This window comes from Qipengyuania aestuarii, from assembly GCF_019711535.1.
GTDB lineage: Bacteria > Pseudomonadota > Alphaproteobacteria > Sphingomonadales > Sphingomonadaceae > Qipengyuania > Qipengyuania aestuarii.
On sequence record NZ_JAIGNP010000002.1, the window covers coordinates 84,710 to 98,362 of the forward strand.

Below are 13,653 nucleotides of genomic sequence, written 5' to 3' on the forward strand. Positions count from 1 at the left end.
TTGCTCCACGTGCGCCTGTGATTAGAAGCGGAAGCCGGTGGTCAGGCCGAAGGTACGGGGATCGCCAGGATTGCCGACAATCAAGCCGGTGTTCCCGCTGGGAATTTGCAGCTGTTCGAAATACTTTTGGTCGAACGCGTTGCGCACCCAGGCGAACAGGTTGAGCCCGCTGTCGCTGCGGAAGCCGAGGCGGAAATTGCTCAGTAAGTATCCGTTGACCTGTGTGTAGCTCGATGGCGAGGGGTTGGACGAAAAGTCGGAGCGATAGGAGCCGTCGTAGCCGAAGTAGAGCCGGCCGCCGGCACCGAGCAACGTGACCGGATGGTTGTATTCGGCCCCATATGAAAACGCCCATTCGGAAATGCCTGGGAGACGCTGGCCGGATATGTCGCAGTTCGCAGGGCTGATCCCATTCGGCGTGCCGGGTGGGCTCGGGACCTGGCCCGGGGCAGCGGTGGTTCCGCCGGAGAGTTCGGGCGGGCACGGCGCATCGGTGAAGCGGCGATAGGTCGCGTCGGCATATGCGCCGTTGACATAGGCGTTGAACCGCTCGCTCGGTCGGAACGACAGATCGAGCTCGACACCTTGGCTGCGCACCTTTTCTGCGTTGGCAAGATAGCCGCGCAGCACGCCCAGCTGCCCATTGGTCAACAGTGCCTGGTAGTCCGAAATATCGGTCCGAAATGCTGCGATATTGGCTGTCAGGCGGCGGCCGAGAAACTGTGCCTTAACACCCACTTCGAAGTGATCGACGGCTTCGGGCGCGACGCTCGCCGCAGCGAGGATCGGATTGCCGTGCGAGTCGGAGGGCAAACCATTCAGGTTGATCCCGCCCGACTTGAAGCTCTTGGCGTAGGTCGCATAGGCAAGCACGTCGCCCGTCAGATCGTAGCTGGCGGTAAAATCGTAGCTCAGGTTCCAGTCGCTGAAGGTCGTCTCGAAACTCTGCGGAGCAAGCACCCCGCGCTGCGCGACGATCCGCGGATCGGTGCTGGCGAAAGTGATCAGTTGGCCGTCGCTGTTTGTCACGATCGACTGGTAGAACCCGTCCTTGCGATCATAGTTGAGGCGAATGCCTGGTTGCACGGTCAGTCGGTCCGTCACATGCCAGCTCAACTGGCCGAACAGCGCCGCGCTAAGATTATCGAGCCGGATGTCGTTCGTCGCGGTGAGGCCGTCGAGCACGTTCGGATCGTTGCTCAGCGGATTGCTCGGACTGATCAGCCAGCGGCTCGCCGCGGGTCCCTGTGCTTGCGAGCCCTCTGTGCGAATTTCCTGATAAAAGCCGAATGCGCCGAGCACTAAATCGACCGCACCGAGGTCCGCGCTGTAGCGCAGCTCCTGCGTGTACTGGTCCTGCCTTGAGGGGTTCTGCGAAAGCGTGGTGATCGGCAAACCGATGAAGTCGCGATCATTGGCGGGGAGCCAGTCCCAATATCGCCATGCTGTGATCGAGGTCAGCGTGCCCGGTCCAACTTGCCATTTCGCCTTAAGCGCCGCGCCGCCTAGTTCGTTCACCGCGCTGAGCGGCGCATCAAGATCGGCAATCCGGTCGAACGGAGCGGTGCTCGGCACCTGGTAGACCTGGGCTGCGGCAAGCGCCGCAAACTGGCGATCGAGTGGTCGCTGGGTCCTACCGGTGCCGACAAACACCGTGCCGCAGCACTCTGGGTTCTGGCGGCTCCAGTCGAGCGCCAGCGTGACATCCAGCGCGTCGCTCGCCTTCCACAACAACTGTCCGCGCACGCCGAAATTGTTCTGTTGGTTGATGTCGTCGCCGGTCGCGAAATTGACCAGAGTACCCTCGCGATCGCTGTATGACAGCGCGACCCGACCCGCGAGAGTGTCCCCCAGCGGGCCGGACAGCGCAGCCTTAACCTGCCGGAAGGCGAGATTGCCGACCGACGCTTCGAGGCTGCCTTCGGGTGTGAAGCTGGGCTGGCGGGTCCCAATATTGATGGCCCCGGCAGTGGTGTTCTTGCCATACAGCGTGCCCTGCGGCCCGCGCAGCACCTCGATCTGCGCCACATCGAGGAAGTCGAACGTCGCCGATGCGACGCGCGAATAGTAGACATCGTCGACATAGATGCCGACGCCCTGTTCGATCCCGTCATTAGTGAGGCCGAAAGGAACCCCGATGCCCCGGATGTTCACCGCCGAGTTGCGTGGGTTGGAACTGTAGAATTGCAACGTCGGGGTCAGCTGCTGCAGCCGGCCCACATTGAAACTGCCGGTCGCGTCGATGTGCTCGCCACCGACGACCGAGACGGCAATCGGCACGTCTTGCGACCGTTCCTGCCGCCGCCGTGCGGTGACCACGATTTCGCCTCTATCGACCGCCCCAGTCCCGACCGAGGACTGCGCTCTCGCTTCGTCTCGATCGGATTCAGCGGCCTCAGGTTCGGTGGGGTCAGCCACTTGCGCAAAGGCAGAGGTGAAGGGGATTGCGCACGACAGCAGCGCCGCGATGCGGATGAGCGTTCTCGGATGCATGGTCTCGCTTTCAGTAAATCGAGCCGCATCCGGTGGTCCGGTCTGCTTCTACAGGTTGGGTTGATCTGGGGGTGCTCAGGTGAAGCGGCGCTTCTCCGTAATGTCGAGCTGGATAAGCTTGCCCTCGTGGACGGTCAGCTGGATCATGCCGAAGCGCAACTGCCCGAGTGCCTGCACAACCTGCGCAAGCGGATCGGACAGCTGGGGCACAAGTTCCGTAACTTTCTCATTCAATCCAGCCATTCGCATGTCCCCATGTTGTCGAATCACCTTGATCTGAACAATGAAATAATCTCAACCAATTCAGTTGACAATAATCATGCGGCGAAACGTTCTGCGTCAGTGCATAGGTGGAGGTCACGTGGATGCGTCGTCGAAATGAGGAACCGGCGCGATAGGGTCGGACAAGCGGATCGCGTCAAGCAGACCTGCGGTCTGATCGCGGACCTGAAGCATCAACGCGCGCAGGCGGCATTCGTTCTCGGAGAGGCAGTTTGTACACTTTTCGTGCGCATTGCGGCTGGCGCAGGGGACTAGCGCAACCGATCCTCGCATCAGCCGAACGAGATCACCGTATGTGATCTCCTCCGGTGCTGCGGCAAGCCAGTAGCCGCCATCCCTGCCACGTTGGGATTCCACCAGGTCCGAACGCCCGAGTTCCGAAAGAATGGTGGTCAAGAACTTTGCCGGGATCTTCTGCGCCTCGGCGATCTCGCCCAATTGAACTGGTCCATCTCCGTAGTGATCGGCCAGATGCTGCATTGCGCGAATGGCATAGCGGGTTTTCTGGGAGAGCATTGTAATGCCTTAACCCAAATCCGGTCGGTGCGCGAGGACGTCCTCAAAACGGCCGCTATATCATGAAATCTCATCGACAGCGGACTATCCGCTCCCGGCCCCGGTTTTGCCGTTTGATCTCCTATCCACAGGCGTTCGGGTGTCTGGTATAGCCATTCCGATCCATAGGGGCCAATGGCGGAACCGCACGATCGTGCTGGCCAAAAAGCTCGACTATATACGCCCGTTCGCTGACAGCGGGGTAAGCGGCATTGCAGGGCAGCCAAGCGTAAAGATGATACGCTTATCTCACGCCTTTTTTTCGATCGAGGGAAACTAAGTTATCCCGATTGCGGGGCGTGCACCCAACTCTTTGCCTTGTAACCAAGGGTTTGGAGGCGGCGGACCGTTACGTCCGACGCTGTGTGCTCGTGATGATGGTAGATAAACTGGCAAAGTGCCCTGCATCCTTCACCCTTATTAATTGCAGTATTAATACCTATATTACAGTAGAGTAAAATTTGCGGAGAATTATTCAAATATAGACTTGCTTTTGTCAAAGATCGGTGGAAAGTTTCAATCTCGATGCGGCCGAGTCGAATTTTATTATCTAAGGGAGCATATTTGAATGAAAAATATTAGTCATGAATTCGAAGTCGAAGACATCCAACTTGAGGAAGTTGAGGTCCGCGAGTTAGAGCTGCGCGAAGAAGCTGGCATTGACTTGTTCCCGGGTGACGGCGTCATTTGCCGTACGACCTGAAATCTCGTGAAGGTTTGGTTTGACGCCAAACCTTCACTTAAATTTTCATGATCTATAAGTACCAAGAGGCGCGAGCGGCCCTAAATTTGCTGGGCTTGGGCTTTGCAGAGCACCGGGCAGGCGAACTGGCTAAACGCTGGTCACAATTTCAGAAGTCGATGTCTCCGGCCAGGATTTCCGGATTGGTGAATATGTTCCAATACGATGAGGATTTCATCTCGTCGCTGTCTGGTGGCGGACTATTTATTTCCTGTCACTACGGTTTTTACCCAGGACTCTATCTCACCCTTGCCGAAGCAAGTGCATCCAAAACAGTGTTAGCCGTGATCGGGGAGCAGCCCGATGAGCAAGTCGAAGTTCTGCAAGCTCTGGCGAACCAGCATGGCCTAACCATCGACTTCATCAAGAGCGGGCCGAGCATGATCCGAGAGGCTAGAGCTGCCATTTCCGGACAAATTCCCGTGGTTCTTCTTATAGACGTTCCATGGACAAAGAGCGGACGTGGACCTGATGGAGAGGTGCAAACAGAAGCTGGCTTGTTCCTCTACAACGCGTCATTGCTGCGGCTAGTAGATCTTATCGATCCAGATGCCCGCTGGATCGACAACAGATCGATCGACGGGAAGTTCATTCCCTCACTCGTACCTTCCACCTCGATTCGATCCGGGTTGCAGCGCCTGGGGCGTTACTTACGCGAAGCTCCGCAATTCTACGAGCGCCTCGACCGAATGCATAGGTTCTTGATTCCTCCCAAAGCGTCGGGAGCCGCTGTCTTTTTCGAAGTTCATCATGATTTGTGCGTGATGCACAATGAAAGTGAAAAAATCTGGATTTTACAAAAAAACGCTTCTTTACAAGGATCGGGTGTCACCAAGTCGCGCCCAACGCTACGACAGATCAATCAGCTTTTCAAAAAAAATCTCCATCGTGAAGTTGATGTCGCACTATCGCTGTAATTTTGACGACGTTGCCCTAGGCACGGATTTTGCGGTATTTGCGAGAGGTTATCGGCGGTTCCTGATCGCAAATTTAGGAGCCGCTGACATTGCTTTTCTAGCGAAGTATCGTTCATCCGTTGAAACCCTAGTCTTAACGGATGAACTACGACGCGCAATGATAGCGAAGGGCTTGCTTGTTCCAGCCAATATCGCAAGTGAAGCCGTTACTGTGAGAGCATACTTGTCATCTGGCAAAGTGGTCTTTTTCGCACGCTATTTGACTGGCTTCGCTCGCCCGTCAGTTCTCGTTTTGCTGATCATCATTGGTCTTATTTGCGCTGTTGCAATCTTTCTGTCTGAATTGAGTTCTCATCAACCACTCACGCGGCTGAGTGGCATGGCGGCCTTCGCAGCGGTTGGTGGCTTCTATGTCTCGCTGTTTTTTCACGAACTGGGCCATGCGGCTGCATGCCTCTTGCGTACTGGTACCGTCGGAGGAATACGACTGGGAATGATCGGGATCCTGCCGTCAATGGCGACTGATGTTACCAGTTCCGCTCTGGTCAGTCCCAAAGAGCGATTTTGGATTTCCGCAGCGGGACCAATTTTCCATGGCGTTGTATTCGTGCCGCTGCTTGTTTTGCTAATTTTCGCCCCTGCCACGGGCCACTTGGTCATGGTTTTGACAATCTCTAACACGCTCGCAATCGCACTTTCGGTTATACCCTCGCGCGGAAACGACGGTTTCTGGATGTTGAAAAACATTGCCGGTTACGACCTACGGGACAACAGCAGTTCAGCACGCCTAACATATACAGTGCTGAAATCCTTGAGGGTTTTAATTATAGGTATCGCACTATGCATCTTATACTTTGGTTCAGGCCCACTGATGTGACGAAAAGTCGCTTTCTGCTTCCGTGCATTGCGCTGTTTGGCCTAACCGGCTGTGCTAGCGTGCACGAAGCGGTGCGGAATTGGGATTCTGGCGAGATTACAGTCGATGTTGCCCAATTCCGTGCACCGCTAGCAGAACTGCAGATCAACGGGGAGCCAGTGGAACTCGAGGTTGATCCAGGGTTCGGGTCTGTTCGTATGCTCAACAGTAGCAAGGTTCGCGACCTCAAACTGCAGCCTTCGGGAATAGCCGGAGGCTACCGGATCGGACCGATTACCTTGACTTCAAGGTCTTCTGCTGTTGCTATTTCAAGCGAAAATTATTCTGGCCCGGCGCGCGTCCACTGGTTTCCAAAAACACAGGTTTCCGAAGAGGCTGACGGCCTGATCTCGCCGGTCATCATGCCGTATGCCAGAGTGAGATTCTCGCTCCGTCCATTTGATGCCCAGGATGAAGTGGCTACCCTGCCTTTGCGCGGTCCAGGCACTTACGGGGTATCGGGCGGCTTCGGGATAATCGACCTGGCAGGCAAAGAGGTGCAGGTGGCTTTTGACTTGCATGCAATAGACACATTCGTGTCTGCCGATCTTGGTACCCTCTTATTGAAAACCCATGGCGGCCGGTTTTCGGGCATCAGTGAGGATCGCCTCATCCGTTATGGCGTTTCGAGACCGGTACTGCAACTTGATTTGAACCGCCCATTTGATTTTGCCGGCATCAGATTCGATAGTGTCCTTGTCGAGGTTGAACGGCGCGGAGAGGCAGCACTGGAAAATGCTGATCCGCAAACTATCATCGTGACGGCCAGACGCGACCCTTCCGACATCGAATTGCGATTGCTTGTCGGACGTGACGCTATCAAACGCTGCGCCTACTTCCAATATGATAATGCCGGAGGCGTGGTATCGCTGGCTTGCTCCCCGTCCGAAGGTACTGGCTGAACTTGTTAACTTTGTGCTCCTGTGACTCTTGAAGCGGGGCAACGGGGTCGATAGCCTAATGGATTTACCGGGCGACCCCAATTTCAAACCTTCGATCTACTATAGCTTGGGGCCCTCATGTCCGCATCGGAGCAGCAAATCTCTTATGAATGGGTCTGCTTATCATATTAGATTACGGGAAGATGATAAATTCAATCACCTCGCCGGCTATGATGCCTCCTTCGCTTCGTGGCCCATCCCTACGAGATGATGTCGAGGCAGAAATTCGTATTTAGGAACGGCACCCCAATCCTGATTTTGCGGTGGTGTTCCGGCAGGTCGAACTCTGCGCGCCATAGACCTTTTGGCTGACCGAGCCTTAAATTGCTGAGCGATATAGTCGTTGCTGTAGCGGCGATGCGCCAATGCCCATCCATTTTCGACAATGGTAGCATTCAGATCGCGGCCGCTGGCGTTTTAGATCGCGAGAAGCCGCCCATGATAGTCAACTTTAGTTCCTGCAAATTAGACAGTCTGCTCAGTCAAACTCTCCAGTTGACTCCGCGCTCCCAGTGCTGCCCGTCAAGGGTGCAACGATGATTCAGCTCCGACGCGTCGATTCCCCACAAGCGAATCCTTGCCTCTCCGATCGCGAGCGTATCGCCATCACTGGTGTGGGCCGTCCCGATAAAGCCTTGCGCCACAGCGGGCACAGCAACAACGAAGAATTAGAGCAAAATCATAATTCGCATGGCCCCTTGTCTCTTGAGATAAGTCGATGTTGTCTCGCTTTGCTACAGATCAAGCAAGCGCGTGCCTCTTGGGGGCGGACTCCTAGGCGAGGGCTTCTGGTGAGAGCTGCGGGGCGAAATATTGAGCGGACCGAGACGTCCAAGAAGATATTCTGGCACAACCGGATGCTTCGTCCATCAGTCATTCTACCCCGTCACCCAGCTTATCTAGCGGTCGTTGCGCGTGAATTGCCCGTGGTCACCTGTGTCGAATTCACTCTGCGCGCCCGGGCGCTGCGCGATCGACTGGCGGCTAACGAGATGTCGTTTCTGAAACTCCGCGCATCAGCGAACGAGTTCAAATATGTATCGAACCATGAGATAATCTCATCGAAAAGATTTCGAACATTGGCAGGCGAGTTCGAAATGGAATGGCCTTCGCCCTCATAGGTCACAAGGCGTGCGGTCTTTCCTTGACGATACATTTCAGTAAAGAATTGTTGTGCCTGCTGAACTCCTGCCCGGATATCCATAGAGCCGTGTGCTAACAGCAGCGGCGTATCGATCTCCTTGACATGGCTGATGGGTGAATTCTGAAAATACAGCTCGGGATCTTCAAAAGGGGGCGTTCCGAATCGAATGGCTCTTTCTACCAGGATGGCATTCGCAGACTTATCTTTGGCAAGGTCGCCCCACCCCGACCAAGCGCTGTCGAACCCCGCATGAAGAGCCGTCCAGTCGGTCACGCCACTGATTGAAACACCGGCTTTGAACCGATCGGTTTGAGCCAAGAGTGCGTCAACCGCAAAACCGCCAAAGCTTTGGCCGAAGACACCAACGCGGTGATCATCGGCGATGCCCAGTGCCACTAAGGCATCGATCGCTGGGAGGACGCCGATAGTCATTTGCGGGAACGGTCCTCCTTCACGAGCCAGCGGCATTGATGGGACAAGGATCGCATATCCCTTGGCAGCGAAGAGCTGTAAATTGTAAATCCCCGGAAGATATGGGTCGTTCCAGTAGCCTTCTGCCGAGCGTATGATCGTTCCTGGATACACCCACACAAGGAGCGGATACCGCTTGCCAGCTTCATAACCGGGTGGAAGTATCATAAGGCCCTTCAACGACTGTCCGGCCTCTCCATGATATTCGAAGATACGGCTTTCGCCCCAACTAACGTTTGCAAGGTGCTTATTCAATACAAGTAGGGTCTGATTATTTTCTGGTGTCGACCCAGAGCTGCGAAGATAAAGTCCGGTACGAGTTTTCTCCTGCCAGACGTAATGATCCAAATTATTGTCGAGTATCTCGCCTCGCTGCGGAACATTCGCATTCTTTTCTTCGAAAACAAAGTCTGATCGGCTAGCCTCTCCGTCGTAGTCCTGCCACCACTGAGCCTCGGACTCGGGCTGGTCTGCGGCAGACCCACGTACAAAAACGGCACCGGCTTTCCCCCATCGAAGCAGTGGCCTCCGGAAGAACCCTACTTCACCTGCTCCAGAGGTAACACCAGCCGCAATTGCGTCGACGGTGAGGTCATCTATACTAAGCTTAAAAAAGCCAACTCGAGTAGAAGCAGGGTCCGGGCGGGCCCGGAAAGCGATCGTGTTGCCTCCCGGAGACCACTCAAGCAAATCGATTGGATACCGAGCTGCAGAGGGCAGTTTAAGCCATTCGACTTTGGTTTCCGTTCTGAGTCCGACCAAAGCAAAACTCTTTTCTACGATGGCATCTGGAACGTTCAGTGCATCGTGGCCTAGCAAATGCGGAGGTATGACTCCAATCGGTGTTAGGATGGCCAGTAGGCTTCCGTCTGGTGAAATGCTTGCGTCTAAATTTCCGGAGAAAGGAAAATTCGGAATTCGCGCTAAGGCTTTCTCTGTCCCCCGGCGAGTGTCTATGATTCTAAGAACGACAGCGTGCTCTTTCAGCGCATCTGTATTCTGATTGGTCGCCCGGGTATCGGAAACGACTGAAGTCGGCTCGACACCCTCTCTAAGGGTTTGTTTCACTACTTGGGCGTGTTCCGCACTCAGACCGTATTGCGTGAAAAGAGCTGAATTACGGTCATCGGGCATCTGTAGTGCCATGATCCGAGCATCATCCAGCCAAACAAACGGTGCGTTTTCCTCGAATTTACGGCATTCATTGGAAGCGTCACCATGGCTGTTAGACTTCGTGAGGTTCACTGCATTTAAAGAGGCCCCAAAGCGTGTCTGAACCAACATTGGGTGTTCTGAGAGCCTTCGCAGCTTTCCGCTTTCCGTTGAATAAAGGTAAAGCCGCACCGAATTACCACCTCTGGGCTCACCTCCGGTGGGCATCGTCGAAAGCATGGCTAGGTGTTTCCCATCGGGACTCCACTTTGGACACCAAAACCCTGCGGCTGCTTCCTCTCCACGGGTGAGATTACGCTTTTCCCCAGTAGAGCGGGATATAATCCAAATATCGCTGCGCGATGGATCGACCTCATAAGAGGTCCGACCAAATATCTCATTGGCAGATACGGGCCTTTGAACGACCACAGCCACGTCATTTCCGTCAGGGGAGATCGCGGCAGTATCTATCGAGGTGGTCTCAAATACATCGTCAATAGTAACTGGCGAGGCTATTAGGGATGATATGGGAGAAGCTATTGTCACGATAAAAAGGGCGAGAAAGGCGACGCGTGAATGGCGCACAATACTTCTCCTTGGTCAGAAAAGACACTGTTCCGAAAGCTCACCATTCGTTGCATCTGGCAGCCTTGTCGTAAACTGATGGCTCTTTTTGTGTAGCTGATATTTCGGTTAAACTCCCGCCTTTCATCTCAAATACCCGGTCGGCCGTTCTGATGGTCTCCTCGCGATGGGCAATAATGATTCTCGTAATGCCTAGGTCGGCAACAGCGCGTCCAACTCGGCGCTCGCTTGCGACGTCGAGATGAGACGTGCTTTCGTCAAGAATAAGGATCCGGGGCTTTTGATAGAGCGCCCTTGCCAAGAGAATGCGCTGCTTCTGCCCCCCTGAGAGTGCAGCGCCCATATCACCGACAAGAGTATCATAACCCATGGGCATACTGCGGATGTCTGCGTCAATATCTGCGATTTGAGCCGAGCGGACTACCTCGCTTTCTTCAGCAGCTGCATCGAACAGAGAAATATTATCAAAGATCGATCCTGCGAAGAGGCAATCATCCTGCAAAACCGCCGCGACGCCGGAATGATAGGCTTCGTAACCGAATATGGAGAGCGGGAGGTCATCGACGAGAAGTTCCCCCTCCTCTGGGTCAAGAAGGCCTAGCAATATCTGAGCCAAGGTCGATTTGCCCTCGCCGGAACGACCGGTAATGGCGACTGACTCGCCCGGCTCAACTCTCATCGAAGCGGATTTGACGACATGTTTATCGAAGTTCGAATAGCGATACCATATATCGCGTAGTTCGAGCCCCCCACGAATTTCTCTAGCCGCTCTTGGACTTTCGTTGAACCTAACGTCCTCCGGGCTCAACGCAATATCCGCAATACGGTCGAGATGCATGCCGAGTAGGCGGAACTGCCAAACTTTCTCAATCAAGGACACCGAGGAAGACGAGAAGTGAACCTTATACGCATATAGCGCAAAGGCCGCCCCTAGGGAAAGCGAGCCGGAGATTACGAGAGAGAATGAAACCCACAGGAAAACGACGTTCTCCAAATTAGTGATAAGTGTTTTGCCAACCATCTGGACGTTTGAAATTCGTTTGGCGTTAGTTTCTGCGTTGATTGAATCTACGAGTCTCGTCCGCCATCTGAGTTCTCTATTCCGGCCTTTGTTGGACAACCTTATAGAGCGTATTCCTTTTAGCGTTTCGATCAGAAAAGACTGTTCTTTACTCGATGCGATGATTGATAATTGTTGCGCGGCTTGATCTCGATCGAACAAGAGTCCCTTAATCGCGAAGTAAATGATGAAACCTGTGGCGGGAATCATCGCAAGATATGGCGAATAAAAGAACATCACGATCAAGGTGATTAATGCGAACGTGCCATCGAGCGCTGCCATCACCGTGTCTTCGGTTAAAGCGCTTTTGATAGGCTTGAGCGATTGAAACCTAGCAAGTACGTCGCCGACGTGGCGATTGTTGAACCAAGCTATTGGAAGTCGAAAAAGTCTGCGTGCTAAGTTACTTGAAAGCCCATATGAGAGATTCGCTCCGCTAGAAAGCAGAACAGTGGCCCGCAGCCAGTATACAAGCGCATGAACGGCCGCGATCAACCCGAATCCAACCGCCAAAGCGGTCAGCGTTTGGTGACTGTGTTCGGCCACCGCTCGATCTATGGCAATTTGCGAAAAGAACGGTAGGATCAGCAGCAAAGCTTGGGCTACCAACGATAAAAGTAAGACCTGCCCCAAAGATTTTGATAGACCTGCGGAAGAACTCCAGAGCTGTTTCAGTTTCGGCCGATGTCGATATTCGCCACCTTGAAAATCAACCGAGGGAGCGAGTTCAAGCGCCACGCCTGTGAAGCGGCGAGACACTTCTTCGATCTTAAGCCATCCCGAGGAGCCTGCTGGATCGAGAATCCAAGCTTTCGAGCCTTTGACCCGCTCTAACACGACGAAATGGTTCATGTTCCAGTGAAGGATGGCAGGAAGCTGGAGAGCTCCTAGGTCCTCAAGCTCAATCCGAAGGGGCCGCACAATAAAATTTAATTGTTCGGCACAATTCATGATTGAAGAGAGCGAAGCCCCCCGCGTCGGTGCCGTGAAACGACGCCGCAGAGAACCCAAATCGACATCCAATCCGTGAAAGCGCGCGACCATTGCAAGTGCAGCTAATCCGCACTCTGCAATTTCTGTCTGCGTTTCCAGGCGAATATGTGACTCGAACAATCTAAGAACTCTGAAACCAACCGCGAGGGTTCAGAAGGCGGTCTAAAAAGGAGGGAGGCTCTATCGCAATGTGCCCGGTGACCCCCATACCCTCCATCAGCTCGACGCCGACTAATCCGGGCGGACGTTCGGTGTGATTAAAGCTCACGTGCGCCACATAAGTTGGGCGCATTGGTGTATCGCTTTCAGAATCGGGCACTGCCGATAAATAAGTAATAGTGCCTTTCAATAACCCATATTTTTGGGCTGGGAACGCCACGAATTCAATGTGGCATGCCTGGCCCACATCTGTGAGACTGGCGAGGCGCTCGTCGAGTTTCAATTCTGCTGAAAGCGCATTTTCTGAAGCACCGAGAATCATTAGGGTCTCGTTGGCGCGAACATGGTCACCAACCTTTAGATCTAGGTTGCTTACGCGACCCGAGTTGGGTGCCTTAAGCACATATCCACGTGCCAAGTCGTTATCTATTTTAGCTCGACCAAGTTCGGCTTGCCGTGCGAGCAGATCGCTTTTCTGACTAAGTAGCTCCATCTCGAGAGCTCTTAGTTCGGCCTCGAATTGCGCAATCCGAGCCGAAGCAGCAGCTTCTTCCCCTTCGATAGTCGCTGCCTCCTCTTTCCTTTGCAAAAGCCTCTCTTCTCGACGAAGGAGATCCTGCTGACTGACGAAACCGCGCTCAGCAATCTTTTGAGCGTTAGTGAAGTCCTCTCGCGCCGTAGCTAAGAGGCGAGCGACTGTTTCGGCACGCTGCGTGTGCGATAATCTTTCGGCTTCAACCTCCGCTATTTGAGCGTGCATCGCGTCGATCCGCGCTCGATACAGACCGGTTACTGCTTGGCGCCGCATGAGAATAACCGCCGCTTCTTCTGCTAAGAGCCCTTCCGCAGCTTTTCCCAAGTCCGCCCCGGAGGCATCGAAATCGTTATTGGTGACTACTGCCAATTCTCGTCCCTTCGACACCAAATCCCCACTGCCAACGAGGACCTCAGTGAGTGTCCCATCGCGAGGGGCGACGACCGATACGACGCCGCCCCCTTGTCGCAGGATGCCGACTGCAGAACCGGACTCGGAATAAGTGGCGACCCCGAGAATGACGATCACCGCAGCCAGCGCGAGAATAATTGTAACGACAATCATCAGCCAGCCGACGCGCCCATCAACGATGACGCTGCCGTGAAGCCTGTCGGCCCGGCGGCGTTGTAACTCTTCGCGGAAGAAGCTCATGTGATTCTTCCGATGCGGGATGACTTATAGCGCGGCGCCGCTAGGGCTCGCAGCAGA

General features: G+C 54.3%; 10 protein-coding genes. 4 read left to right on the forward strand and 6 right to left on the reverse strand.

The genetic code is table 11. The features are described from left to right. Positions 1-21 precede the first annotated feature (21 nt). From K3175_RS05700 to K3175_RS05710, 3 genes are all read right to left on the reverse strand, one after another. Complete coding sequence (locus tag K3175_RS05700) at positions 22-2,493, reverse strand: TonB-dependent receptor (protein WP_221542437.1); 2,472 nt, start codon at positions 2,491-2,493, stop codon at positions 22-24. A 75-nt stretch (positions 2,494-2,568) separates the two neighbouring features. Beyond that, the gene (locus K3175_RS05705; RefSeq protein ID WP_247710751.1) at positions 2,569-2,736 is read right to left on the reverse strand and encodes a YezD family protein; all 168 of its coding nucleotides are present in this window, start codon (positions 2,734-2,736) and stop codon (positions 2,569-2,571) included. A 114-nt stretch (positions 2,737-2,850) separates the two neighbouring features. Then, positions 2,851-3,291: an RrF2 family transcriptional regulator gene (locus K3175_RS05710; protein WP_221542439.1), complete on the reverse strand. Its 441-nt coding sequence runs from the start codon at positions 3,289-3,291 to the stop codon at positions 2,851-2,853. A 607-nt stretch (positions 3,292-3,898) separates the two neighbouring features. On the opposite strand from K3175_RS05710, the gene K3175_RS14275 reads away from it, so the two are divergent. The 4 genes from K3175_RS14275 to K3175_RS05720 all read left to right on the forward strand — a co-directional run bounded on the left by K3175_RS14275 (position 3,899) and on the right by K3175_RS05720 (position 6,807). Next, positions 3,899-4,033 carry a hypothetical protein gene (locus K3175_RS14275; RefSeq protein ID WP_282098251.1) on the forward strand — a complete coding sequence of 45 codons (135 nt, stop codon included), beginning with the start codon at positions 3,899-3,901 and terminating at the stop codon, positions 4,031-4,033. Positions 4,034-4,080: 47 nt separating this feature from the next. After that, entirely contained in the window at positions 4,081-4,989 is a 909-nt protein-coding gene (locus K3175_RS14330) for a hypothetical protein (RefSeq protein ID WP_345719325.1), read from the forward strand. Positions 4,990-5,368: 379 nt separating this feature from the next. Beyond that, positions 5,369-5,866, forward strand: a complete 498-nt coding sequence (locus K3175_RS14335; RefSeq protein WP_345719347.1) for a site-2 protease family protein — start codon at positions 5,369-5,371, stop codon at positions 5,864-5,866. A 59-nt stretch (positions 5,867-5,925) separates the two neighbouring features. After that, complete coding sequence (locus K3175_RS05720; protein WP_221542441.1) at positions 5,926-6,807, forward strand: hypothetical protein; 882 nt, start codon at positions 5,926-5,928, stop codon at positions 6,805-6,807. Positions 6,808-7,741: 934 nt separating this feature from the next. On the opposite strand, the gene K3175_RS14340 is transcribed toward K3175_RS05720, so the two are convergent. The 3 genes from K3175_RS14340 to K3175_RS05735 form a co-directional block, all read right to left on the reverse strand. After that, positions 7,742-10,159: a S9 family peptidase gene (locus tag K3175_RS14340; protein WP_221542442.1), complete on the reverse strand. Its 2,418-nt coding sequence runs from the start codon at positions 10,157-10,159 to the stop codon at positions 7,742-7,744. A gap of 79 nt (positions 10,160-10,238) precedes the next feature. After that, positions 10,239-12,371 carry a peptidase domain-containing ABC transporter gene (locus K3175_RS05730; protein WP_221542443.1) on the reverse strand — a complete coding sequence of 711 codons (2,133 nt, stop codon included), beginning with the start codon at positions 12,369-12,371 and terminating at the stop codon, positions 10,239-10,241. A 1-nt stretch (position 12,372) separates the two neighbouring features. Continuing rightward, a complete protein-coding gene (locus K3175_RS05735; RefSeq protein WP_221542444.1) occupies positions 12,373-13,596 on the reverse strand; it encodes an HlyD family secretion protein in 1,224 nt (407 codons plus the stop codon). Positions 13,597-13,653 lie beyond the last annotated feature (57 nt).